This window comes from Limnoraphis robusta CS-951, assembly GCF_000972705.2.
Genome location: NZ_LATL02000122.1, coordinates 1 through 25388 on the forward strand (window position 1 = coordinate 1; position 25388 = coordinate 25388).

The window sequence follows — 25388 nt, forward strand, 5'->3', positions numbered from 1 at the left end:
TTCTAATGCTATAATAACTCTACTGGCAGGGTATTCAACCAGTTGAAAAACCCAGCATCTAATCGATGCAATTAACCTTGAAAACTTAAGGTATGGGGTTCTTGCAAGAAATGCTTTGGCCATATAAAACCTTAAAGCACCAAGTACAGAGAACAAAGCATTTTTTTCTCAAGTACGGTAGGGCATACCGAAACTATCTCTGAAATGGGATGAACGACTGGGGAGACTCACCCCTCAAAGAGTAGGTTAGGAAACTAGCTTGCTGTAAGGGTTGTCAATGAATCAGTAATCCAAAGCCGTGAGGCTTGGAGAATCCCCTTTCTTTAGAAATGGGGAGTATGTCAAAGGATGCAGATTCTGGCTTGATCGAACTCGACGGCTTAAATCTGCTGAAAAATCCTCAAACCGCCCGCAGTCGCTTAGGCTATCTCCCCCAAGATTTTGGCGTTTATCCGAACGTTTCGGCTGAAGATTTATTAGATCAAATCGCCGTTTTCAAGGGATTTACTCACGCTTCACAACGCCGAGAAATTGTCGCCCAACAGTTACAACGGGTAAACCTTTACGAACAACGAAAACAGAAATTAGGAACTTTTTCAGGTGGGATGCGCCAGCGCTTTGGTATTGCTCAAGCGCTTCTGGGATCACCTCAATTAGTGATTGTTGATGAACCAACAGCAGGTCTTGATCCGGTTGAACGCATTCGATTTCAGAACTTGCTGGCAGAAATTAGCCAAGATCGAGTGTTAATTCTTTCCACTCATATTGTAGAAGATGTAGCCGAACTTTGTCAACAAATGGCTATTCTAAATCGAGGTCAAATTATTCGCTCTGGGAGTCCTCTATTCTTAACCGAAACTCTGCGAGGAAAAGTTTGGATCACCTCGGAACTTGAAGCGTCTAACAAGCCCAAAGATTGCACAATCATCACCACTCGAATGTCACGGGGAAAACGCTGTGTTCGGGTGTTGAGCGACAGTCAACCGAGTCAACATTTCCACGCCATTGAACCCGATCTCAATGATGTTTATTTTACTGCATTACTGTTAGAACCTGAAGTTATTGCTGCTTAATGATGAAGTGTATATTTTTTGATGTTGTTCAGTTTGAGATCCTTTACCATCTACGTCGCCCGACTTTTTGGTTAATCACAATTTTATTTTTTGTTATTGGTTTAACTGATATTGTTTCCAAAGCTGGAGAAGGTAACGCTTTCTTTTTTGTCAATAGTCCTTCGCAAATTTTTCAAACGACAATTTGGTACTGTATTTTTGGGATTCTTGCGGCTTCAGCCTTTGTTGCGGAAACTTTTGTGCGAGATACAAACTATCGCATGGAAGCGTTAATATTAGCAACTCCCATTCGGAAATGGGATTATTTAGCAACCCGTTTTATCGCGGCTTTTGGGGTGACTATTGTTGCTTTTTCCAGCTATTTACCGGGGATGATTTTAGGAACAATGATGCCCGGACTTAATCCCTTTGCCTTGGGGCCATTGCGTTTAGAGGCTTATGTTGTTAGCTATCTTCTTTTTACCCTGCCCAATTTATTTTTAGTGTCAGCAATTGCCTTTTGTTTAGCCTCTAAAACTCGCAGTATTGTGATGACTTATGCGGGTGCAATTGTTTTAATTATGCTTTATCTAGCCTCTCTAATTATGGTCGGGGTAGATGTGATTAATTTTGAACAATATCGCATCTGGGCAATGTTAGATCCCTTTGGGTTTTATGCCTTAGAAGAAAAGACGTTATCCTGGACAGTTTATCAACATAATACGCTTATGCCACCCTTAAGCGGGATTGTCATTTTAAACCGTATGTTCTGGCTAACAGTGGGTTCATTTTTGTGGTGTTGGAGTTATCAGACTTATTCGATGAAAGTCTTAAGTAAATCCCGTGTTCAGAGTCATAAAACATCAATAATTGCTAAAAAAATAGATAAGCCCAGTCAAATTAATCCCGTTAATACAATTCCCTTAGAGGCTAAAAATAGAAGTTTAAAAGCCTTTATTAATCAATGGTTTTATCGCAGTGGCTTTGAAATCAAACAAGTGTTAACTGGACGAGCGTTTTTACTACTAACTGCCTTTGGTTTAGTCAGTCTAATTATCACAGCGATGGGAACTCGTTCCTATAACTATTCTAATCCCAGTACCGATATTTTAATTCATTCCGCTAATCTCTATCTAGAATATATTCTGTTTGCGATTATCATTGTTTATTCTGCTGAATTAATGTGGCGCGATCGCCTATTGCGTCTGCAAAATGTTATTGATGCAACATCAGTTTCTAATGGGATTTTATTGTTATCCAAACTCACGGCTTTGTTTGCCATTATCACGATTAATTTACTGTTAGCAATGGTGGTAATGGTTGGCTATCAAGCCCTTAACGGATACACCGACTTTGAGTTTCCGTTATATTTTCAGATGTTATTTATCGAACACGGACCGTATTTTTACTTAACCGCAATACTCGCCCTATTTACCCAAGTCATTACCCGTCATAAATATGCAGGGATGGCATTAGTGGTGATGATTTCTCTTTCAAAAATTCCTCTAGATGCCTTGGGTTGGTATCATAATCTCTATCGTTTTGCAGCAACAAATGACATTGAATATTCCTTGATGAATGGCTATGGTCATCTGTTAACCGGACATCTTTGGTATACTTTGTATTGGGCTTTGTTCGCTGCAATTTTGATGGTTTTTGCTTATATCATCTGGCCGCGTGGAACGTCTGATTTACGTTTAATCAAAGGTTGGAAACAAGCCTGGGTGAGAACAAGTCAGAGCGTTAAACAAACATTAGCCGGGTTAATTGTTGCGTTTGTTGGGGTGGGCGGATGGATTTTTTACAATACTAATATTATTAATCAATATCAACCCCCAGGGAAAGAAGAAACAGCCGCAGAAATTGAGCAACGCTTCAAACAATACGAAAATTTACCGATACCCGTTGTTACCAATACAAAAGTCAATATCGAACTTTATCCAGAAGAACGTTACTTCGTTGCTAACGGTGAATATGTATTAGAAAATCGCACCAATTCGTCGATTAAACAACTTCATCTGCTGAGTTTTATTAACTTGAAATTGGCTGAAATAAACTATCCAGGCGCAACACTAAAAGAAGCTTATCCAGAATGGGGATACTATATTTATGACCTAGAAACCCCGTTAAAACCTGGGGAACGTCAAAGGATGAAATTCATCACAAAAACAGAACGTCCCCGAGGATTTCAAAATCAGGTGGATAGCGATGATGTTTATATGATTTATCCGAATGATGTTGTCGGAAATGGTACAAATTTATATAGTCCTTTTATTTTACCCTTTGTTGGTTATACCAAAATGGTTGAACATAAAAAGGCTTGGATGCGTCATCAATTCAATTTACCCCCCTTAGATGAACGGATGCGAAGTCATGATCATCCCATTGGTTTATCACAGGGGTTAATGCTGGCTCATTTAGGCTGGGGTAGCACTGATATTACCATTGGAACCTCTGCGGATCAAACGGTTGTCACAACAGGAAAATTAGTCAATCAATGGAAGCAAGGAAATCGTAATTATTTTCAGTATCAATCTACCGCAAAAGATCGGGGTAAATTTACCATTTATTCAGGTCGTTATGCTGTTTATAAAAACAATAATTATCGAGTTCCGATTGAAATCTATTATCATCCAAAACACCAAGAAAATGTTGAGCTAATTGCTGAAAAAGTGGGAAAAGCTTTAGAATTTTATGAGAAAACTTTCGGCCCCTATCCGTTTGAAAAGGTGCGGGTTGTGGAGTTTGTTTATTATGATGGAATGGTTTTTTCGGAAGCGGGAGTGATTGGTATTCCTGAAGTTTTGGTGTGGAAAAGTGAAGCAAAAGGTCGGGGGAAAGATAGTATTATTGACTGGGTTAGTTATCTCTTGGCTTATGCTTGGTGGGAAGATCAAATAATAGCCGCAGATGTAGCGGGAGGGATGACTATTCGTGAAGCTTTGAGTGGTTATGCGAGTTCTCTTTATCAACGTTCTCGCCGAACTCCCGAAGAACAACGCCTAGCCAAACAACAGCTTATGCGTGATTTCTTTCGTCTGTTGGGTAAAATTGATTTCCAAGAACCAGCGTTAATTGATGTGTATAATGAGGTACCGATTGCTCGTCATAAAGGCGGTATGATATTAGAACAAATTGAGGATTTAATGGGTCAAGAAGCTTTACTTTCAGGAATTAAAAGTTTTCTCCAAAAGTATCGTTATCAACCTGCACCCTATGCAACGGTTCTTGATTTGCGGGATGCGATTTTAGCTGAAGCTTCTGGCGCTCAACGAGAAATTATTAGCGAATTGTTTGCTAATGTGATTACTTATCAGGTAGGATTAGCGGATGCTGTTTTTGAAGCGTTACCAGATGGAAAATATAAAGTTATACTTCAGGTAGAAGCTCAAAAGTTATACACAAAACAGCTTGGAAAGCAAGAGTCAGAGGCGTTAGATTTACCAGTGACGATCTCTCTTTCCGATGAAAATGGAGAGGAGATTTTTAGCAAAAAATATACAATTTTAGGGCAAAAAGCAACCATTGATTTAGTCACGAATAAGCGACCCACCTATGCTGCTGTGGATGGGAATTATTTGCTGCCCTCTGCTTTTTTACAGGATAATATTAAGCGTCTTCGTCCGATGTTGGGAAATTAGAAATTTAAAACCAACGTCCGCCACGAAACCGCCAATGAGGAAATAAAATTCGCGTTAGGGTGACAGAGGCGAGGTAAGTTGCTAACCAAACCACAGTGTAATGACAGATAAATAATCCGACATTAAAGATTTCGGGGGAAATGCCCGGTAAACCGACACTTTTGGCTAATCCCCCGATAAATAGGCCTTCCCAAATTCCCGCCAGGAGTTGAAACAGTCCCGGCCAATCTCGATCCCAACGGAATTTTTGCAGGTAGATATAGAAGCTATCCCAAAGTAAGCCAAACAGGGCGACATATCCCAGGAAAGCCAAGTAAATCCAACTGGGTGCAATGTTGGCGATCCAGAAGGGTAGGGTAACGAATAGGCCGACGGTGGCTAACAGCAAGATCCGGGTTTGCCAGCGTCCGAAGAGGGTTGGAGTCATGGAATTTTGGATTACTCAAGTCTAATTGGCAACATATTGTAAAGTTTTGTAAATTAACCTGTGGGGTGACACCCATCATGGTCTATACTACATACATAGTAGATGCACCCTGATTAGACCGCCCACAATTGATGGGCGTTTTTCTTTTGTCAGACAACTAACCACAATCATCTGTACTCGGAGTGACGCATCAACCGGGTTTGTGAACCAACAAGTCGTTTACTCCTGTGTAGATCAGCACAGAAGACATCAAGAAAAATTATCTTCTCGACTTGGGAGGCGTTTTATGTTGTCTCAACACCCACTCGAAAACCGACAGGGGTCGAGTCGGACGTTTAGAGGTTTTAGCATCAGGTTTAATCAGTTTGGTTTTGATCAAAATCTCTGTAAAACCTTTTCCCAGGGGTTCGAGCGGGGATTTTTTGGGAGAACTAGGAAGTTTATCGATTTGCCACCAACTCCCCAGACAGTAACCGCAAATACTGCTGATTACCCCTAAGAAAAGGCTTAAGTTTAAAGAATATCCCAACCCAAAAAAGCCAAGGGTGATCAGGGCGCCAAGGATAAATCCAGTAGAGAATCCAGCCGTCTTAGAAGAAGAGGATGCCATAGATTTTTGCGATAGTTTCACTCTCTATTGAACAGCAAATCAGTGATCACTCAACGGTAAATCGCGATCAGTTATTCGATCTTGAAACGTTGGGTGCGATGCCTGTAGGCCAGTCACCTGTTGGCGGCATTCTCAATTGTGAATTTTCAATTGTGAATTTGGACTCCTGTTGCTCAACCCCCTCATTCTCTACCGTTGTTACATTCTGATAGAGAGCTTTAATTATTCTTTGTCCATGATAGGTACAATTCAAATAATGCAGTGCATCTTGAATATAAGAAAACACAACATTATGAAAAAAGTTGGGGTAGGCTCTGCGTAAATCTTGGGGGTTCCGATAACCTAAATATTGATGAGTGCCAATTTCTTCAAACTCCCGAAACAGCCTTGTCATCTTAACAAGATAATCAGGATCAGCTAACTGACCAATTAAATCAGCCGCTCGAACTAAACCCGGATAATTAAGGGTATCTTGATATTTTGCCGCTTGGGGAACCGGAAAACGGGTGAGTTCAATATTATCCTGAACAGTGTCAATATCGAGCCAGTTACAGTGGCTAAAATTTTCCGCTACAAACAATTTACCGCGATCAACATGATAGGGAGCTAGACTCGCATCAGTCGTTTTAGGAGATAAATAAATGGTTTCCTGACTAGAGGCGATCGCATAGCGCTGTTGTTGAATGCGATCAGCACGACAAATTCCCTTACGATAACCAATATCGTGACATAATAGGGAAACTATTGTGTTCAACCAATCTTTGCGGGAAACGTTACCTTCGCTCAAATGTTTGCCTCGAAGGATTTCTAGTCCCGTTAAAGTCACTAAGATACTGTGTTCGAGATCGTGATAGGGTGCATCAGTCGAGGCAATTTTTGCCAACACAATATCAGCAACCGAGCAAATTTTATCAATAGACTCAGACTCAAAGCAACCGTAAAGGTCAGTATAGGCTTTTTGCAGTTGCTTGTTACAGGTTTGAACGAGGGCTGATGTACAAGGATGAGACATGAAAGACACTCCTACTTGACGAGGCTAAAAGATACGGGGTTAATGGGATCAGGGTTTTTGAATCTATTTACAGTTTATTAAACTTTAGTTCTAATGAAAACCAAAAAAACTCATAAGTTATAGAGATTCGTTTTTCTTTCGCATTTTGCCAAAAAATTAGGGGGAATTGAGCGCTTTTTAAAACCTCATAAAACCTCATAAACCCTCATCTCTTTTTCAAACTGTGACTTCTATCACAACCCGAGTTTGATTTTCCTCTAAAATTAAAAGCAAAAATTCATATCAATCGTTTATCTGGGTAAACTCAGTATACTTTAGGTTTGAAATTCCCGTTCGCAAAATTGGAAGACTCATGGACGCTCAAGAAGCACTAGACTATATTGATGATCTAATCTTTGCTAAGTTTGGCAAGCATCTTAATGATTTAGAACGAGACGTTTTTATTGGATCTTGGCAAGATAAAACCTATAAAGAGATTCATCCGCTTAGTCCTGAATATATTGAAAAATTAGTAGGCTACCAATTATGGCAAAAAATTTCTGAGGTTTTAAATGAAAAAGTGAGCAAAAAAAGTTTTAAGGGAGCCATTCAAAGAAAAATCAAAAATCAGTCTTGTCAAACCGTGTTAATTAGTTACCAAAATCAGGAACCTGATGCAACATTAGCCGCTCAATTTGAAAAAGCTATTGCCGCAGATGGACATCAAGTTTTTATCACTCCAGTCGAAATTCATGATTTTAATTTATCAAAAAAAACAACAGATTGGTTCTCAAAAATTGATAGTCAACTGAAACTTTGTGACTATTTTTTACTTTTGTTATCTCCCCAGGCAACCGTCAGTGAAATTGTCTTAGAACAACTGAAACAAATCAAAGAACTGCGAGAGATTCGGAACAGTCACACACCCATTATTTTACCGATTCGCGTTAATTGTCCGGCTTGCTTACTGTTTAACCATGACTTGCGAAGCTATCTATTAGGAACCTGTCAGCGAGAATGGAAATCAGCCGTCGATACTGCCGTGATTATTCAAGAAATTAGAATGTTTTTATCCCAGAATATTCATTGGGAAAACCGCGAATTTTCTCTGCCCACTTGGGAAGAATGGAAAACCGTAGGAATTGAAGAATGGGAGCAAGAAATTAGTCAAATTTCCAGCAAAACTTTAGATTCATATCTTCTTCCCGATGAATCAAAATCAATAGCAGAAATTCCCTCACCTTTACCTGTTGCTGAACCTGAACTTCCCCAAGGTCAAGTCCGTTTAGCTTCAGCATTTTACATTAAAAGAGATCCCTATGAACAACAATGTTATCAGGAAATTAATTCTCCCGGTGCATTAATTAGAATTAAAGCGCCTCGACAAATGGGCAAAACATCTTTAATGGCAAGAATATTATATCAAGCCAAAGAGCAAGGATTGAATACAGTCCCTCTGAGTTTTCAACACGCAGATGGAAGCGTTTTTACGAACTTAAATCAATTGTTGCGCTGGTTTTGTATTCGGATTGCACGCAAGTTACGTTTACCCTATAAAGTTGATGATTATTGGGCGGATATGTTTGGGAGTAAAGATAACTGTACAGCTTTTTTTGAAGATTGTATTTTACCGGAAATGGAAACACCGCTTGTCCTTGGTTTAGATGAAGTTGATCGAGTTTTTCAACATCCTCATATCGCCGATGACTTTTTTAGTTTATTGAGAGCGTGGTATGAAGAAGCGGGTTATGGAAGCGGAGACAGTAACCTGTGGGAAAAACTCCGTTTAGTGATTGTTCATTCTACAGAAGTTTATATTCCTCTAGATATTAATCAATCACCGTTTAACGTGGGATTACCCATTGAACTCTCCGAATTTTCCCCTGAACAAGTCGCAGATTTAGCCCATCGACATGGACTGAATTGGCAAGAAGAACAGATCCAAACATTGATGAAAATAGTTGGGGGTCATCCTTACTTAGTGAGAGTCGCAATGTATCATATTGTTCGAGAACATTTAACCCTAGAAAACCTAGCCGAAACCGCCTCAACAGAAGCCGGAATTTATGGAGATCATTTACGCCGACATTGGTGGAATTTACAGCAACATCCTGAACTCTTACAAGCCTTAACTCGAGTTGTGGCAGTTAACGAATTGGTCGAGTTAAAATCAGTTCTTGCCTTCAAATTGCATAGTATGGGATTAGTTAATTTACAAGGGGATAGAGTCACACCACGATTTGATCTATATCGCCAGTATTTTTCTCATCGTTTAACCTCAGAAACAGTAGATTTTTTATAAAAAAACGGTTTTCAACACTTTACTCCATCCTAATTTATTCTCTACTTTCTGATTTTATATGTCATCTACACTTCCCCAACCCATGAACTTAACTTATAGCTATAAAGTAGGAGGACATTTACCCTTTGATGCTCCCACCTATGTCGTGCGACAAGCAGATCGAGAACTTTATAAAGCCTTAAAAGCGGGTGAGTTTTGTTATGTGTTAAATTCTCGACAAATGGGAAAAACCAGTTTGAGAGTGCGAACAATGCACCGTTTACAAGCAGAAGGATTTGCTTGTGCTGCTATTGATCTGACTAAAATTGGCTCTCAAGATATTACCCCAGATCAATGGTATGCTGGAATCATGCGACAGCTTGTCAGGAGTTTTAAGCTTTCGATTCAATTACAACCTTGGCTAGAAGATCGTCAATATCTTCCCCCTTTACATCGTTTAAATGAGTTTATTGAAGATATTTTACTCGAATCTGTTCAACAGAAAATTGTCATTTTTATTGATGAAATTGACAGTATTTTGAGTTTGAATTTTTGTGCTGATGATTTTTTTGCCTTCATCCGTAACTGTGATAGCTATCGCTCAATCGCCTTTGCGTTGCTGGGAGTTGCCACACCTTCAGATTTGATTCAAGATAAAACTTGTACGCCGTTTAATGTCGGTCAAGCCATTGAATTACATGGATTTCAATACAGTGAAGTACAACCCTTAATTCAAGGATTGATAGATAAAATAAGCTTTCCTGAAGAAGTAATGAAATCTATTCTTTATTGGACAGGTGGGCAACCTTTTTTAACTCAAAAAATATGTAATTATATCCACAAAAATTTTGAAGAAACTAGCAAAACTATCAAGATACAACCTGAAAATATTGAGCAATGGATTACTGACTTAGTTCACAAAAAACTGATTCATAATTGGGAAGCCTTAGACGAACCACCTCACCTAAAAACCATTCGAGATCGTCTCCTCAGAGCCGATGAAAAAAATATGATTCGTCTAAAACTCTATCAAAAAATTTTGCAACATGAAACAGTTTTATCAGATTATAGTTTGGAAAAAATGGATCTGAGACTTTCTGGATTAGTCGTTCAAACCGACAATAAACTTCAAGTTTATAATCCGATCTATGCAGCCGTTTTTAACTTAAAATGGGTTGGTAAATCCATTAGTTTACAGCAACCTGACTTTCATAAAATTATTACTCAGCAAGAGAAAAAATTACTGTTCTTGTTGAAAAAAATGGAAGATAAAGGATTTGATGACATTCTCAGCGAAATTCTGGGTTCAATTGTCTTGAAATTAATTGAACTAATGAATGTTGATCGGATGGCGATTTATTTAGTAGATCGCGAGAAAAACGAAATTTGGATTATGAACGCAAAAACAACAGGAGGTCAATCTACAAAACTACAAATTATTGCCAACAATCAAGCCACAGGACGAGTCACAATCTTTAGAAAACCGCTCAATCCTCTCCTAGACTTTTCAGAAAATTGGTATTCTGCGATCGCTCAAGAGCAAAATCAATGGACAAGCTATAAAATCTATCATCAACTCACCGTCCCTTTATTAAATGAATCCAAAACCCTTTGTGCATTTGTACAGCTAAATAACAAGTTAAAACTGCCTAATCATTCCAATTTACCTTTGAGTGAACAAATCGATTCCCTCGGATTTACAGACACAGATAAACAACAGTTTTCTAAATATGCTCCGTCTCTACAACGCATTCTCGAAAGTTGCTACGATAGTTATAAACTAACGCAAAAAATACAAGTCTCAGAAGCCCTCTCAGAAGCCACTCGTTCCGTTTCTTACAGTAGTTTAGATGCAGAAGAAATCATTAAACGAGTCATGGATGCAGCCAAAAAACTGATGAATGCTGACCGGAGTACCCTCTGGTTATTCGATGCAGAAACCGATGAACTCTGGACAAAAATTCCCTTTGAAGATGGTTCAGTCAAAGAAATACGAATTCACATCGGACAGGGTTTTGCTGGACAAGTTGCCCAAACCGGAAAACCCCTGAATATTCCCTTTGATCTGTACAATCATCCCGACTCAGAAACCGCCAGAAAAACCGATGAAAAAACCGGATATCGCACCTGTAGTTTACTCTGTATGCCTGTTCATAGTCCCGATGGAGAATTGTTAGGAATCACTCAATTAATTAATCGCCGCAAACCCGGTGAATATCCCGAATATGACCCCAATACTTGGCCAGAAGCCCCAGAATGTTTTGAGGCAAGTTTTGATGTAAATAGTCAAAAATATATGCAAATTTTCAACTCTCAAGTGGGCGTAGCGTTGCAAAACGTTCGACAATTTGAAGAAATGAAACAACGGGCAGAAAACAGTCCTCAAAGCATCGTCAGTAAGACCCTAGCCATGCTCAATCAAGTCATGGATGGTCAGGGATTTGATGAGATTTTAGACGCAACATTACGGTCAATTACCCTGAAAACAGGTAAGTCTTTAAATGCAGACCGCACGACTATCTTTTTGTTAGATGAGGAGCAAAATGAATTCTGGTCTATTGTAGCCGAAACTGAGGAAAATCGCTCTTTAGAAATTAGGGTTCCAGCAAATAAAGGAATAGTGGGAGAAGTCGCTGCGACGAAAAAAGCAATTAATATTCCCTATGATTTTTATGATGATCCGCGTTCAGAAACCGCCAAAGAACAGGATCAAAAAAATGGATATCGCACTTACTCAATGTTAGCAATTCCGTTATTAAATGAGTTTGGGGAACTGGTAGCGGTTGTGCAAGCGATTAATAAATTAAAGCCCGATTCTCGCAAAACAGATAGTCTTTTTGATAAAATAGATTGTCAGGGTTTTACAGAAGAAGATAAACAAGAATTTGCGGAAAATGCGGCTTTAATTCGCATGATTTTAGAAAGCTTTTGTTCTTTCCATAAAACCGCTCAAGGACGACGAGTTGCAGCCGCATTAATGGCAGCAACCCGTTCAATTCAAGGGAGTAGCTTAGAAATAGATGAAATTATCAAACGGGTCATGGATGCGGCTAAAAACTTAATGAATGCAGACCGTAGTACATTATGGTTACTCGACCGTAATCAACCCGATGAATTGTGGACAAAAGTCACCTTTGATGATGGTTCAGAACGAGAAATTCGGATTAAAATTGGACAAGGTTATGCCGGAAAAGTCGCTCAAATGGGAGTTCCGTTAAATATTCCCTTTGATTTGTATGAATATCCAGACTCAGAAACCGCGAAGAAAACCGACGAAAAAACAGGATATCGGACTTGTAGTTTACTCTGTATGCCTGTTTTTAATCCGGATGGGGATTTAATTGGAGTCACCCAATTGATTAATAAAAAGAAATACAGTGATGAAATGAGTGTTTGCTTAAAATATCATGCTCCCGTCCCCGATTTATTTCAAATAAGCTTTACCACAAGTGACCAAAAATATATGCAGATTTTCAATAATCAAGTCGGTGTGATTTTACAAAATGCCGAATTATTGGCAGCCTTGAAACAACAGGAAGAAACCTTAAAATATCAGTCTGAACAATAGTGATTTTACTCCGAATAATTTACCATTCTTGCTGATTGAGTTTTTTCGGTAAATTCAACCGGGGAAATTGATAGAATGTATTCCCTTCTTCATCAAAATCCGGTAAAGCCGAAAATACTTTTGCTTGTCGTTCGAGATATTCTTGAGCCACTTCAGGACTGACTTGAGCGATCGCTGCCAGTTGAATCAGTGAAATGCGGCTATCTTGGGCTTCTAATAATTGGTAGAAGCTGTTGTCAAGTCGGCGCTTTGCTTCTTGATTTCCACCCACTTGAACAATCAGTAAACCGATTAGAACTCCTAATCCTCCAACAAAAAATAATTCGATAAAAGCCATAATTTTAGAATTAGATAAACTTTCAACTAACAGTTAACCGCTCTTAATTTTTTTATATTTTTATCACGGCTAACGGCTAATTCCTGGGAAAATTGGCATTAGCCATTAGCACTTTGATTTTGTTTGATGGGGTTTAAATTTTTGAGCTTAAGCCCCTTGAGGAACAATCAAATGTTCTGCCCCTTTAATGACTTTAGCAGACTGAATCACATCTCCTTGCTGAATATTCTCTAAAACATCTTTGCCCTGAGTCACATATCCAAACGCAGCAAAGCGACCATCTAATATATTTAATCCAGCCGGAGTCAGTTCAGGTTCAAACAAGAAAAAGAAAATCTGAGAAGAACCGCCATTCGGTAAAGGTTCAGGACGGGCTAAAGCCACAGTTCCGTAAGCCGAAAAAGGTAAAACGGGTTGATCTCGATAACGACCCATTTCTTCTAATGTGAAACCATATAGGGGTTCTGTTTCCCCTTGCACTAAAATTTCTAAGGGAATATTGCGCTCTTGACCCGTTTTAGGATCAACAAATCCCTCTTCTTTGCCCGGTGGATCACCCACTTGTAGGAAATAGGATTCTTCAGCGCGAACAAATTTTAAATCATTATAAAATCCCCGCTCAACCAAATCCACAAAATTCCCGGCTGTAATCGGTGCGCTATAGCCATCAGCAACAATGGTAATATCGCCTTTAGTGGTTTTGAACTCAACGGTAGCTCGCCCTTTGAGTTGAGGTAAATTGCTATATTCTGAGGGAATTTCGTAGGGAAACTCTTGCACCATTAACTCTTCGAGTTGACTGATTTGTTCGAGGAGTTTGGCTCGGGTTTCGAGGAGTTTTTCCCCATCTTTGAGTTCCAAAGCTTGCCGTAAAATATCCATTCCCCCTTGCAGTTCACTAATGATAGCTTCAGCTTCGGGTTGTTGATCTTCGGGAATACTTGCCAACAATTGAGATTCTTGGGTAGTCAGAACCCGCGAGGCGATCGCAATATCACCGCTAATTGGACTCCAGCGCTTACCCCGAATGCGCGTGGCAATTTCTTCTAGACTCCGTTGCATCTTCCGCACAGGTTCGTTATCAATAGGCAGGGCATAACGTAATAACGCTTTGCCATCCGTGATCGCATTCCCTGCGGGTAAAACACTCTCCCGTTTGGGTTGACTACTGTTGCCATCCCACCAAGCACCACTCAAACCGATAGAGAGTGAACACAATAGCACCAGGACAACTCCCGTTCTCAGCCAACGCTTGCAAGTCTCTATCATAGAATCAGGCCAATGCAGCATAAGTCTCCGATTGATTCACTTTCTCATATTACTACTGTAGAGACCTGTCATCTTTTTGCTGTAGGATCAACTGTCACCCTTGAGAGGCAATTAACCAGTAAATGTTAAGAACTCAACCACAACACTACAGATGAGCGCCCGTTGAGAGGTAAAATAAAATGCCGATTGTTTCTGCACCAAAAGAAACTCCATGATTTCCAGTAACGATTTTCGTCCAGGTGTCACGATAGAATTAGACGGGGGAGTTTGGCGGGTGGTAGAATTCCTCCACGTCAAACCCGGAAAAGGTTCTGCATTCGTTCGGACAACCCTAAAAAATGTGCAAACAGGTAACAAACTAGAGCGCACCTTCCGGGCTGGTGAGACAGTCCCTCAAGCCAACTTGGAAAAGAGCGTCATGCAGCATACTTACAAAGAAGGCGAGCAATTCGTCTTTATGGATATGCAGAGTTACGAAGAAGCTCGTCTAAACCCTGATCAAATTGGGAGTGGTGTTAAATACCTCAAAGAAGGCATGGAAGTCAGTGTCGTGCGCTGGGGTGAGCAAGTATTAGAAGTGGAACTGCCTAACTCCGTTGTCTTAGAGATCACTGAAACCGATCCCGGTGTTAAAGGGGATACAGCCACTGGAGGCACAAAACCTGCCATTGTAGAAACCGGAGCAACCGTAATGGTGCCACTGTTCATTTCCATCGGAGAACGTATTAAGATCGATACTCGCAACGATACATATTTGGGCCGGGAGTAGATCGGCAATCTTCTCAGCAGGTTGTCTGATCCCGACTTGAATCCCAGTTGGTTCACACTAATCAATATCAGGGGAAACAGGCTCAATTCAATCTCTAATATCCAATATCAATCGCAGGGAGACATACCAACTGTGCAACTTGATCTCAACCAGCTCCGTGAACTGTTGGCTGACATTGACAAAACGAATATCTCTGAACTCACACTCAAGAGTGCCGATTTTGAACTGACGGTTCGTAAGGAACTTCTCAACAGTGATCGCTCATTGTCACCTATGGGTTCTATGCTAACTGGTGGAGTTCGCAGTTCGGAGTTGGCATCGTCTCCTGTTGTTTCACCATCAGGAAGTTCTGTCACTGAAAAAGTCACCCCATCGGGTAGTAGTACAACTTCATCGGTTAGCTCAACTACACTTGCAACTGATTCTAAATGGGTTGAGGTGACTTCTCCAATGGTGGGAACGTTCTACCGTTCTCCTGCTCCTGATGAGCCGCCTTTTGTCGAAAAAAGCGATCGCGTCACAGTCGGACAGGTGGTTTGTATTATTGAAGCGATGAAATTAATGAATGAAATTGAATCCGAATTCTCGGGTCAGATTGTTGAAATTTTAGTCGAAAATGGTTCGCCCGTCGAATACGGTCAAGTTTTAATGCGAATTAACCCAGAATAGGCAATCATGCAATCTTGCAAAAGGCAATCATGCAAAAGGCAGTTTACAGTTTACAGTTTACAGTTACCAGTTATCAGTAGCATGGTACTGGTTACTGGTCACTGTTCACTGTCTCGGTGTCTCCTGTCTCGGTGTCTCCTGACTCCCGACTCCTGTCTCCTGACTCCTGTCTCCTCACTCCTCTTGAAATTCCGCCTCAAAATTTTTGCGGGTTGCAGGTTGTGGCACTTCTAAACCCTCTCCTCCCAGGATTTCCAAAGGTTTACCGCCAACAGAAATCCACACCTTAGCATCGGGATTGAGACTGCTTGCAGTATAAATCACTTGTCCTAAACGTCCAATCATCGAAGCACTCCCTCCGCCAGTGGTGAACTCCGGCGAAAGATCTACATAGACCTCACTAGGATTCGCCTGAACGCTTAGAAGTTGGGTTTGGGGTGGAATCTCACTAAAACGGTTTTCGTCCGTTGGTTGAGCCAATAAACGCTTGAACGCAGCTTCTAAAACCACCCCCGGATCGTCTTGTTTTACCTCAACGGTAACAGGCGTAGGCACCCAGGCAATTTGACCATTTTGATCTTGAACTCGGTAAATTTCAACCGTTTTTTCTATTGTTTCAGTTTGCTCGGTTGATGGTGGGGGTAACGGTGAAGGTTCTGAAGTTTCACTCGGAGAAGGGATGGGTAAAATATCCGGTTCTTGACTTTGACGGGAACTCAGCGTCCACCAGGTTATTCCTCCCCCGACTGCGATCAATAATGCGGCGATCGCAGCAACAACACCAACAGGTTTAACACGAACGGACTGTGGATCTTTCATCACTATTTTTAGGATTCAAATTTGCCGAATTATTGGGCAACTTTAGTAGAAAGATCTACAGTCTGTTACCCTCTCAATTCGGACATTTTTTCCGTTGCTCTTGCTTTGAGTACCAATTTAAGATTGACTCGGTGTTAAAAGAATAAGCTGTCGCGATCGCAGTGAACGAACCCCTTCTAAATCGAGTTGGACTTGAGATAATATCTCTTTGACGGTTTGTTTAGTTTCAGAGGGTTCCGTCACCTCACAAGCTTGCATAAACTCAAACTCCTCAGCCGACAATTTTACCAGTTGGTAGTCATAATCAAATAAAGTTTGATTCGGCCAGCCATTAAGACAGGGACTCAATTGAGGAATTGCGGCGAGTAAAATCTGATCATTTGACCAGTTAGAACGAGCTAGGGGAGGACGAGCGAGGAAGAATTCATAATGAGTAATTTGCGGATCAAGCAATTCAATTAAACGGTAACGTTCGCGATCGCTAAGTCCTTTGACTCGTTCCATTAATTCGGGCGATTTTCCGAATAAACGTTCAATCTGCCAATAACCGCGATTAGAAAATCCGACAAATTCTAACCCCGAAGCATCAATTAATTCAAACAACGTCTCAATATTGTAGTCAATTTCTTGGGGATGAACGTACATATCGGCAAAACATTCATCCCGTTGATTTTCTAACGCCCAACGTTGAGCTTCATACTGAACTAAACGGTTATCTTGGGGGAGAGCTTCAAAAATCTCACGACCGATTTTAACCCCTTCTGGGTAGTTGTTCCGACGTTCACCTTGGATCAGGGCGATCGCTTGCTGCATCAGACGAATTTCCCAGCGTCCCAACTCAGCATAGACAAAAATGTGCATTAAGCCACCGGGAGCCAACTTCAAGGCGAGGGTTTGGAGTCCACGCACCGGATCGCTTAAATGATGCAACACTCCCACACAGTTAATTAAATCAAATTGACCCGTGAGTTGACCAACATCATATAAACTGAGACAGCGAAACTCAGGAACCGGAGTTCCCGGCGTAGAGATACCGGAGCGTTGAGTTCGTTCCTTAGCGACTCGGATCGCCCCTTCACTGAGATCGATCCCAATGACAGAAGCTTGGGGGTTAAGCTGAATCAAATATTCTGTACTCGAACCCGTCCCACAGCCTGCATCTAGAATGCGAATCTTTTCTTTGGGGGGAGTGCGACCCGTACAAAAATTATAAGCCGCTTGCCAACACCAACGCCAGTTATATCCCGGTGGGGGTTCATCGAGTAAGGGATCAGGTGGGAAAGGGTAAGTATCGTAAAGTCGTTGAACCGCAGTGCTAATCTCTTCCATAATTTACCCTCGTTGTGGCTGTCTGCTGAGATTGATCTCTTGACCTCCGACCGCACGCCAACACATTCGTTTTTGGCGCGGGATTCCCAAACATCACTATTTGGGTTTCTGCTTCTTTCCCTTCAAAGAAGAGTTTTTCGCTCCTGGCTTAACAGATTTACTCTGTTCGGCTCTTACGGTCGCTCCACAGACTAAAACGGCGAGTCCCGCCGCCAAAATGTTAATTGAAGCGTTGTGATCACGGTCGTGGTGAGAGTTACACTTAGGACAATCCCATTCTCGGATCTTCAACGGCAACTTTTCTACAACGTATCCACAATTCGAGCATCGCTTTGAACTGGGAAACCAACGGTCTATCTTGATTAATTCTCTTCCGTACCACTCGGCTTTGTAAGTGAGTTGTCGGATGAGTTCTCCCCAGTTCGCATCGCTGATTGCTCTGGCTAACTTGTGATTCTTGACCATGTTCTTTACCGCTAAATCCTCAACGACTATCGTTTGATTTTCACTTGGGAGTTGAGTTGTTAGCTTGTGGGTATGGTCACGACGAGCATCGGCAATTTTTGCACTTATTCGAGCTACTTTAACTCTGACTTTCTCTCTATTCAGAGAGCCTTGGATTTTCCGGCTTAAAGACTTTTGAGCGAGTCGGAGTTTTTTGTAAAGCCTATCAAAATGCTTGGGGTTAGAAACCTTGACTCCATCGGACGTAGTGAACAGACTGGTGATTCCAAGATCTATTCCCACTTTTTTATCGACTGGTTTCAGTTTATGGTCTGTTGGGTCGTTTATCCTTAGAGACACAAACCATCTCCCACTCGGCTCTAGTTTAACCGTGATAGTAGAAGGACTGCATCCCTTTGGTAGTTGACGACTCCATCGAATCGGCAAAGGTTCAAAGCACTTGGCAATGTAGACTTTGCCATTTCTCCACTTAAATGCAGCTTTACTAAATTCGGCACTTCCACCTAAGCGTTTTTTCTTAAAGTTCGGGTATTTAGCCCGACCCGCAAAGAAATTAGTAAACGCAGTTTGTAAGTGCCTTAAACTCTGCTGAAGTGGAACACTGCTGACCTCGTTTAAAAAATCTAATTCTTCCTCTTTTTTCCACTCGGTTAGCATTGATGAGGTTTGAGAATACCCTACTCGTTCAAAACGTTCATACCACGCCTCGGTTCGCGCGGAGAGTGCTTTGTTGTACACCAGGCGGACGCATCCCAATGTTCTCCTCAATAGGTTTTCCTGTTCTGGAGTTGGGTAGAACCTAAATTTGAGATCTTTCTCAGTCATACCTTACAGATTACCACAAAACCTGTAAGTTGTTTGCTTGGTCGCGATTCATCCCCGAAGCCAATTGCCTTATGGCGTGGGTCTTCTCGCTTGATTAAGATCAAATGGGTTGACAACAGAGAACTGTAGCAGCAAGATTGCTGTTTTCCAAAGTTTAAGGGATGTTGAGCATCTTGGCTCTGTTGGCTGTCTCCGTCCTTTAGATCCCCTCTGTCTGCAACCGTTGTAATAAAACTTATTCTTTTTTCTCAGATAACTCCTCCTAAATCTATACAATAAGTTTCGATACGCTTTTAAAAAAATACTGAGTAATCAACCCAAAACATTTTAATCTGAAAGAACGATTTGGCTAAGAACTCCAATCCTAACTGGGGAAGGTTAGCAAATATCATTGCTTACCTGACCCGTTTGTGGTTTGAGAGCCATCAGGTTAAAAGCTGTCATTGATTCTATTGTAGGGAGCAGATTAGATTCAGATGAGTGTTAAAGCAAGTGGTGGAAGCTCTGTTGCACGTCCGCAACTCTATCAAACTCTACCGATAGCAACGATTTCTCAAGCCGAGCAACAAGATCGCTTCTTGGCAAAAGGTGAACTGAGCGAACTGGCAACCTTCTTTAGCTCAGGGGCGCAACGTCTTGAAATTGCTCAGGTTCTGACTCAAAACTCAGAACTGATCGTGTCCCGTGCAGCGAACCGGATTTTTACTGGGGGTTCTCCTCTAGCATTCCTGGAAAAGCCTGAAGAACCTGAAATGGCAATGGCTGGCGCTGGTTCAGGGGATACGAGCGTTGCCCAAGGGATGAAGTTAGGAACGATCTCATACGTTGACAATAAAGGCAGTGGCGGCGGAATTTTCTCGGGCTTAAGGTCATTGTTTGCCGATGCGGGTAGTGGCCCTGCTGTGTTTATTCCATCGGGGTTCCAGCCGATTAACGTCTCTCGTTACGGCCCAGGTAACATGGCTAAATCCCTGCGAGATTTAAGCTGGTTCCTGCGTTATTTGACTTATTCGATCGTCGCAGGTGATCCGAATATCATCGCGGTGAACGTGCGGGGACTGCGAGAAATCATCGAAAACGCCTGTTCAAGTGCAGCGACGCTTGTGGCATTGCAGGAAATGCGACGAGCCTCACTCGGCTACTTCAAGCAAAGTGCAGAAGCTCAAGAAATTGTCACGAAATATTTTGAAGTGCTGATTTCTGAGTTTCAAGGGGCGACTCCTTCTAACAAGGTGCGTCAGCGTCCAAGTAGCGACCAACAAGGCCTAGAATTACCGCAAATTTACTTTAACGCCGCCGAACGCCGTCAAAAGTTTGTGATGAAGCCCGGTTTGTCTACGTCCGAAAGACAAGACATCATCAAAGCCGCTTATCGCCAGGTGTTTGAGCGGGATATTACCCGTGCTTATAGTCAAAGTATTTCGGATTTAGAATCCAAAGTCAAGAATGGCGAAATCTCCATGAAGGAGTTTATTCGTCGCTTGGGTAAATCTCCCCTCTATCGCAAACAGTTCTATGAACCGTTTGTTAATAGTCGGGTGGTGGAACTGGCGGCGCGTCACTTCTTAGGCCGGGGTTTATCCTCTCCTGAAGAATTTAGCAAATACTTCTCGATCATTTCCTCGGGCGGTTTATCTAAACTCGTCGATGCGATGGTAGACTCTCAGGAGTATTCCGACTACTTCGGCGAAGAAACCGTTCCTTACCTGCGAGGATTGGGTCAAGAAGCTCAAGAATGTCGCAACTGGGGGCCGCAAATTGATCTGTTTAACTACAGCGCTCCCTTCCGCAAGGTGCCTCAGTTTGTCACCCTGTTTGCGGACTACAACCAACCCTTACCCGATCAACACGTTTACGGTCAAGGAAACGACCCGCTAGAGATTCAGTTTGGGGCGATTTTCCCCAAAGAGACTCGCAACCCGAAAAACCGTCCTGCACCCTTTACCAAGGATACCCGCCGAATTCTCATTCGTAATGGGGCGGGAATTGATAACCAACTCAGCAACCCCACCGCCCGTCCGAACGATCCGGGTTCTTTAGGGCCGAAGGTGTTCAAGCTCGATCAGCTTCCTGGGGGTTATATCAGCAGTCGCTTTAAGCGTTCTGGAGGAAGTAACGGTAAGAGCGTTAAGTTCTCCGAAAGCTCAACCCAAGCGGTGATTAAAGCGGCTTATTTGCAGGTGTTTGGCCGGGAAGTTTACGAAGGTCAACGCCTCAAAGTTGCTGAAATTAAGCTGGAAAACGGCGACATCCCGGTACGCGAATTTATCAGAATGTTGGCGAAATCTGATACTTTCCGTAAGATGTACTGGACATCGCTCTATATTTGTAAAGCGATTGAGTATATTCATCGCCGTCTGTTAGGACGACCGACCTATGGGCGTGCTGAAATCAATTCTTACTTTGATATTTGCGCCAAGAAGGGTTTTTATGCTTTGGTCGATGCCATTATCGACTCGAAAGAATATAACGATTCCTTCGGGGAAGATACGGTTCCCTACGAGCGCTATTTGACCCCTGGCGGTGTTTCGCTGCGAACCATGCGGGCAGGCTCTTTACCCGAGAAAATGCCGCAGATTATCGTTCAGCAAGCGGTTGCTCCGCGCTTTGTAGAACTGGGTACACCTGACTTGATGAAGGGTGAACTGGAACTGCAAAATCGTGTGGCTCAAGGGGTGAGTCAGCGTCGCCAACAAACGAAGATGTTCAAGCTGACGAATACCGCAGATAAAGTTGCATTACAGACTTTAATTCAAGCGGCTTATCGTCAGATTTTTGAACGGGATGTTGATCCCTATGTGGTCAAGAATGAGTTTACCGCTTTAGAAAGTAAGCTCGGAAACCGAGAAATTGCGGTGAAAGAGTTTATTGAAGCGTTGGGTGGAACTTCTCTGTATATCCGCGAGTTCTACACGCCTTATCCGAATACTAAAGTGATTGAGTTAGGAACGAAGCACTTCTTAGGGCGGGCGCCTCAAAATCAAGCCGAAATTCGCAAGTATAACCAAATCTTAGCGTCTCAAGGCTTGAAAGCGTTTATTGGGGCGATGGTGAATAGTCTGGAATATTCTCAGGTGTTTGGAGAGGATACAGTACCTTACCGTCGTTTCCCGACGTTACCTGCGGCGAATTTCCCCAATACTGAACGCTTGTACAATCAGTTGACCAAGCAAAATGGTGACATTGTGATTCCCAGTTTTGAGCCTGTGGTTTCTACTGATCGCAGTTAATCAAATATTGGGTTGACTTAACCGCTAAATTTTAGCGTTAGATGATTTTCCCCTATTCAACTGAATGGGGGATTTTATTAGACTGTTAAAAAGTCTTCAAGTTTCCGTTCTCAGAGTCAAGCTACCCAAAACAAGTTGAGCCAAATCATCAGCTTTTTTCGATTGTTCTGCTGCTAGAGTTCGTAGGGTAAACTCTTGTTCAACAGCATCTCCTATTTGGTTTTGAAGTTCCTGTGGTGGAACGATAATTTGTAGTTCTAGTAGCCTAGATGGACTAATCCTTTGACGACCTGTTGCACCCGTAACATTTGCTGTTGCTTGGCGGGTAAAGTGATCAGATCGCAAAGCTCGAAAGAGATAGTATAGATTAATATCTGATTCTAGTTTTTTCCTTAAGACAATAAACTCAGTCGATGCGACTGCATTCGTTACATCTTGAGTGACTAATGCAATTTTTTTATTGGCTAAACTAGGCATAATTTTTGCAAACAAAATGTCATTTTTTTGAAAACGGTGTTTTGTGCTTCCTATATTGCTTCCTTGACTTATTTTAAGTTTCAAGATGTATCCATAAATATCATCCACTTCTCTTAAATCTATGTATTCAAAAGTTTGACCTGCATAACGACTAGAACGTGGATTTACACTTTTTGATACTACTTCTACAAAACTCCCTAATGATTGCTGTTCAAAATCGCCAATTTGTTCGTGTAAGTATTGTGTATATGCTGCACCCACATCAACAGTATCAATACGACTTGCTGACTGTTCAGTGATTGTTAAAATTAAAGGATCTGTCTCAATTAACTGGATACTCATTGTAAATCTTGTTTGACATTATGATAGGCTGTTGTAATGATAGGTAAATCGTTTAAATCAATCTCTCTATAATACTTTGATGTAATATCATAGCCAACTCGTTCTGCTTGTGCTAAAAAGCGTTTTTTATGGTCTTTCGGAGTTTTCTTGAGATACAAAATACAAGTTCTCGCGTTAGAACCTCCAAAGGGTTTAAATGCTCCTACAGGTAAACTAATGCAAGCATGAATATGAGTATTCGCCTTCACAAAGTTGCGAATTTCGATTTCTGAAACTCCACTAGCAACACCATGAGGTAAAATGACAAGCAATCGACCCGTTTCAGGTTTTAATAGTCGAATAGCTCTTTCTAAGATCAGATAATCTGATCCTTGAGCAGCTTTACCTCGTCCTAGAGCATATCTGTTGAGAGAAGCTTCATCTTCATAGGGTATATTGAACGGAGGATTAATCAGAATTACATCAAACTTTACAGTATTGTTCTGCTCAATTTGTGATAAATCTGTTCTTCGTCCATCTGTATTCTCAAAAACATCTTCCCGGATTGAATCTCCAGTATAAATGTGTTCATAACCATCTCCATGCAAAATCATATTGATTCTGCATAAAGTCGCTAGACGTGGATTAATTTCAATTCCCCATAAATTATTCGTGACAAGTTCACTAACTAACTGTTCTTTTTCATCTTGTTCACAATCAAGAGAGCGAATTTTTTTGCGAACGTCTATAAATGTTCTAATTAAAAAGCCACCGCTTCCACAGGATAGATCGAGAACTTTTTCACCAATTTGAATATCCGCTATTTCGACCATAAATTCAACCAATTGTCTGGGTGTCAGATATTGACCTAAATCTCCCCGAAGTGTTCCTGTCAGAAACGCCTCATAAACTGAACCTACGACATCACCTCCCGCCCCCGCTAAACCCAGTGGGGTTTTGAAGCCATAAAGCCCAAATGGTTCTAATTCACTGACAATTTTTTTTACGGTTTCGTTATTTCTAATTTGAATTTGAGTCCCAGTCGAAAAAACGTTAAAAGTTTGCTTGGCATCTGCAAACATCTGCTGCAAAGCAGCCAGTGGTCCACTACCCAAGAGCCATTGAGAAGTAAAGCGATTTGTTGCCAGACCTTCGGCAGCCCGTTTCTCCTCATTAAATTTACAGGTAAGAATTTTAGTGAGTTCATCGAATGCAGATTCAGCAATCAGTCCTTCTTTTGCTAGTTCTTTCCGACATTCTCTAAACGCCGTTTCTAAGTCACCTTTATTTTCAATTGTTACTAAAAGTCGTTCAGCAGCTTGTCGCTTTTCTAACGAAATTGAACTGTTAGAAACTGTAAGCACTAAGCTTTCAAGTTCTTGGGGTTCAGGAACAGCTTCTAAATTACCAATATCATCTTTATCTAGGTAGTAAACTTCCCAATCTCGCCCATTTGTCAAAATAGCAAGTGGTGTAGGGGGTTCGAGAAGTTGAGCGTAGGAAAGTACCTGATTAACATCTTCTTCTTTGAGACGATGTTGAATTCGTTTGGTTTCAACGACAAGACCTGGACACTCATTAACATAAACAACAAGATCAGCTTGTTTCTTGAATCGATGTCCTGATTTTCCAGTTATTGAGACTTTTCTCCTGATTTTATTTCTGTCATAACCCAGCCTCAATAAAAAAGGAATAACAATATTCTCGGCGCAGTCGTCTTCTGAGTTTAACGAGGGTGCATTGCGAAATATATCATCAAGAATAGCTCGTTTGTTAAGTGTCACAGTTTACTTTAAATGTTTCCAAGACAGAATATACTATTCTATCAAAAGATAGGTCCCTTCTTTCCCATCAACATTAAAATATGCTAACATCAAAAAATAAGGTGTGAGGAGTCGTTACACAATCTCCTGTGAAGTTAACAGATAAGTATCTGTTTTTCAACCCAAAGTTAAATTTTGATGTTTGTGACAGAGGTGAGTTTCTATGGCAAAATCTCAATTCCCTTTTGCTAACCGATTACTTCCCTGGTCTATTGTGATTGGTGTTCTATTGCTTTACTGGTTGGGAGTCAACCTCATGATTTGACATACTCCCCATTTCTAAAGAAAGGGGATTCTCCAAGCCTCACGGCTTTGGATTACTGATTCATTGACAACCCTTACAGCCAACTGGTTTCCCAATCAACTCCAGAGGGGTGAGTCTCCCCAGTCGTTCATCTCATTTCAGAGATAGTTTCGGTATGCCCTACCGTACTTGAGAAAAAAATGCTTGATTCTCTGTACTTGGTGCTTTAAGGTTTTATATG

17 protein-coding genes are annotated in these 25388 nt (G+C 41.3%); 7 read left to right on the forward strand and 10 right to left on the reverse strand.

The window, feature by feature from the left end:
- Window positions 1–338 precede the first annotated feature (338 nt).
- Both WN50_RS10835 and WN50_RS10840 read left to right on the forward strand, forming a co-directional pair.
- The gene (locus WN50_RS10835; RefSeq protein WP_200906253.1) at window positions 339–1073 is read left to right on the forward strand and encodes an ATP-binding cassette domain-containing protein; all 735 of its coding nucleotides are present in this window, start codon (window positions 339–341) and stop codon (window positions 1071–1073) included.
- Entirely contained in the window at window positions 1073–4693 is a 3621-nt protein-coding gene (locus tag WN50_RS10840; RefSeq protein ID WP_200906254.1) for a hypothetical protein, read from the forward strand. The genes WN50_RS10835 and WN50_RS10840 overlap by 1 nt, the downstream gene beginning before the upstream one ends.
- A 4-nt stretch (window positions 4694–4697) precedes the next feature.
- Here the strand turns inward: WN50_RS10840 and WN50_RS10845 are convergent, their stop codons facing one another.
- The 3 genes from WN50_RS10845 to WN50_RS10855 form a co-directional block, all read right to left on the reverse strand.
- Window positions 4698–5120: a hypothetical protein gene (locus tag WN50_RS10845; RefSeq protein WP_046281539.1), complete on the reverse strand. Its 423-nt coding sequence runs from the start codon at window positions 5118–5120 to the stop codon at window positions 4698–4700.
- Window positions 5121–5379: 259 nt separating this feature from the next.
- Complete coding sequence (locus WN50_RS10850) at window positions 5380–5730, reverse strand: hypothetical protein (protein ID WP_046281538.1); 351 nt, start codon at window positions 5728–5730, stop codon at window positions 5380–5382.
- A gap of 67 nt (window positions 5731–5797) precedes the next feature.
- On the reverse strand, window positions 5798–6742 hold the full coding sequence (locus WN50_RS10855) for an Npun_R2479 family HD domain-containing metalloprotein (RefSeq protein ID WP_063847384.1): 945 nt from the start codon (window positions 6740–6742) through the stop codon (window positions 5798–5800).
- Window positions 6743–7094: 352 nt separating this feature from the next.
- On the opposite strand from WN50_RS10855, the gene WN50_RS10860 reads away from it, so the two are divergent.
- Both WN50_RS10860 and WN50_RS10865 read left to right on the forward strand, forming a co-directional pair.
- Window positions 7095–9023 carry an AAA-like domain-containing protein gene (locus WN50_RS10860; protein ID WP_046281537.1) on the forward strand — a complete coding sequence of 643 codons (1929 nt, stop codon included), beginning with the start codon at window positions 7095–7097 and terminating at the stop codon, window positions 9021–9023.
- A gap of 58 nt (window positions 9024–9081) precedes the next feature.
- A complete protein-coding gene (locus WN50_RS10865; RefSeq protein ID WP_046281536.1) occupies window positions 9082–12570 on the forward strand; it encodes a GAF domain-containing protein in 3489 nt (1162 codons plus the stop codon).
- Window positions 12571–12589: 19 nt separating this feature from the next.
- Here the strand turns inward: WN50_RS10865 and WN50_RS10870 are convergent, their stop codons facing one another.
- Complete coding sequence (locus tag WN50_RS10870; protein WP_046281535.1) at window positions 12590–12907, reverse strand: hypothetical protein; 318 nt, start codon at window positions 12905–12907, stop codon at window positions 12590–12592.
- A gap of 147 nt (window positions 12908–13054) precedes the next feature.
- Entirely contained in the window at window positions 13055–14197 is a 1143-nt protein-coding gene (locus WN50_RS10875; RefSeq protein ID WP_046281534.1) for a peptidylprolyl isomerase, read from the reverse strand.
- Window positions 14198–14387: 190 nt separating this feature from the next.
- On the opposite strand from WN50_RS10875, the gene efp reads away from it, so the two are divergent.
- Both efp and accB read left to right on the forward strand, forming a co-directional pair.
- Window positions 14388–14945 (forward strand): elongation factor P, encoded by a 558-nt coding sequence (efp, locus tag WN50_RS10880; protein WP_046281533.1) that lies wholly within the window; start codon window positions 14388–14390, stop codon window positions 14943–14945.
- Window positions 14946–15077: 132 nt separating this feature from the next.
- Window positions 15078–15614, forward strand: a complete 537-nt coding sequence (gene accB / locus WN50_RS10885) for an acetyl-CoA carboxylase biotin carboxyl carrier protein (protein ID WP_046281532.1) — start codon at window positions 15078–15080, stop codon at window positions 15612–15614.
- A gap of 174 nt (window positions 15615–15788) precedes the next feature.
- Here the strand turns inward: accB and WN50_RS10890 are convergent, their stop codons facing one another.
- The 3 genes from WN50_RS10890 to WN50_RS10900 all read right to left on the reverse strand — a co-directional run bounded on the left by WN50_RS10890 (window position 15789) and on the right by WN50_RS10900 (window position 19052).
- Complete coding sequence (locus tag WN50_RS10890; protein WP_046281531.1) at window positions 15789–16433, reverse strand: GerMN domain-containing protein; 645 nt, start codon at window positions 16431–16433, stop codon at window positions 15789–15791.
- 117 nt (window positions 16434–16550) lie between these two features.
- Window positions 16551–17762 (reverse strand): class I SAM-dependent methyltransferase, encoded by a 1212-nt coding sequence (locus WN50_RS10895; protein WP_046281530.1) that lies wholly within the window; start codon window positions 17760–17762, stop codon window positions 16551–16553.
- A gap of 96 nt (window positions 17763–17858) precedes the next feature.
- Complete coding sequence (locus tag WN50_RS10900; RefSeq protein WP_046281529.1) at window positions 17859–19052, reverse strand: RNA-guided endonuclease InsQ/TnpB family protein; 1194 nt, start codon at window positions 19050–19052, stop codon at window positions 17859–17861.
- Window positions 19053–19528: 476 nt separating this feature from the next.
- Between WN50_RS10900 and WN50_RS10905 the strand changes: the two genes are divergently transcribed.
- Complete coding sequence (locus WN50_RS10905; RefSeq protein ID WP_049559091.1) at window positions 19529–22282, forward strand: phycobilisome rod-core linker polypeptide; 2754 nt, start codon at window positions 19529–19531, stop codon at window positions 22280–22282.
- Window positions 22283–22378: 96 nt separating this feature from the next.
- On the opposite strand, the gene WN50_RS10910 is transcribed toward WN50_RS10905, so the two are convergent.
- Together WN50_RS10910 and WN50_RS10915 are read right to left on the reverse strand one after the other, a co-directional pair.
- Window positions 22379–23101: a restriction endonuclease subunit S gene (locus WN50_RS10910; protein WP_046281526.1), complete on the reverse strand. Its 723-nt coding sequence runs from the start codon at window positions 23099–23101 to the stop codon at window positions 22379–22381.
- On the reverse strand, window positions 23098–24864 hold the full coding sequence (locus tag WN50_RS10915) for an N-6 DNA methylase (RefSeq protein ID WP_046281525.1): 1767 nt from the start codon (window positions 24862–24864) through the stop codon (window positions 23098–23100). Before WN50_RS10915 ends, WN50_RS10910 begins: the two co-directional genes overlap by 4 nt.
- Window positions 24865–25388: the final 524 nt, after the last annotated feature.

Bases quoted from the DNA above. Each gene is read 5' to 3' on its own strand.
- efp (WP_046281533.1), top strand. From the start codon at position 14,388: ATGATTTCCAGTAACGATTTTCGTCCAGGTGTCACGATAGAATTAGAC.
- WN50_RS10905 (WP_049559091.1), top strand. From the start codon at position 19,529: ATGAGTGTTAAAGCAAGTGGTGGAAGCTCTGTTGCACGTCCGCAACTC.
- WN50_RS10855 (WP_063847384.1), bottom strand. From the start codon at position 6,742: ATGTCTCATCCTTGTACATCAGCCCTCGTTCAAACCTGTAACAAGCAA.
- WN50_RS10850 (WP_046281538.1), bottom strand. From the start codon at position 5,730: ATGGCATCCTCTTCTTCTAAGACGGCTGGATTCTCTACTGGATTTATC.
- WN50_RS10910 (WP_046281526.1), bottom strand. From the start codon at position 23,101: ATGAGTATCCAGTTAATTGAGACAGATCCTTTAATTTTAACAATCACT.
- WN50_RS10845 (WP_046281539.1), bottom strand. From the start codon at position 5,120: ATGACTCCAACCCTCTTCGGACGCTGGCAAACCCGGATCTTGCTGTTA.
- WN50_RS10840 (WP_200906254.1), top strand. From the start codon at position 1,073: ATGATGAAGTGTATATTTTTTGATGTTGTTCAGTTTGAGATCCTTTAC.
- WN50_RS10875 (WP_046281534.1), bottom strand. From the start codon at position 14,197: ATGCTGCATTGGCCTGATTCTATGATAGAGACTTGCAAGCGTTGGCTG.
- WN50_RS10835 (WP_200906253.1), top strand. From the start codon at position 339: ATGTCAAAGGATGCAGATTCTGGCTTGATCGAACTCGACGGCTTAAAT.
- WN50_RS10895 (WP_046281530.1), bottom strand. From the start codon at position 17,762: ATGGAAGAGATTAGCACTGCGGTTCAACGACTTTACGATACTTACCCT.
- WN50_RS10900 (WP_046281529.1), bottom strand. From the start codon at position 19,052: ATGACTGAGAAAGATCTCAAATTTAGGTTCTACCCAACTCCAGAACAG.
- WN50_RS10870 (WP_046281535.1), bottom strand. From the start codon at position 12,907: ATGGCTTTTATCGAATTATTTTTTGTTGGAGGATTAGGAGTTCTAATC.
- WN50_RS10865 (WP_046281536.1), top strand. From the start codon at position 9,082: ATGTCATCTACACTTCCCCAACCCATGAACTTAACTTATAGCTATAAA.
- WN50_RS10860 (WP_046281537.1), top strand. From the start codon at position 7,095: ATGGACGCTCAAGAAGCACTAGACTATATTGATGATCTAATCTTTGCT.
- WN50_RS10890 (WP_046281531.1), bottom strand. From the start codon at position 16,433: ATGAAAGATCCACAGTCCGTTCGTGTTAAACCTGTTGGTGTTGTTGCT.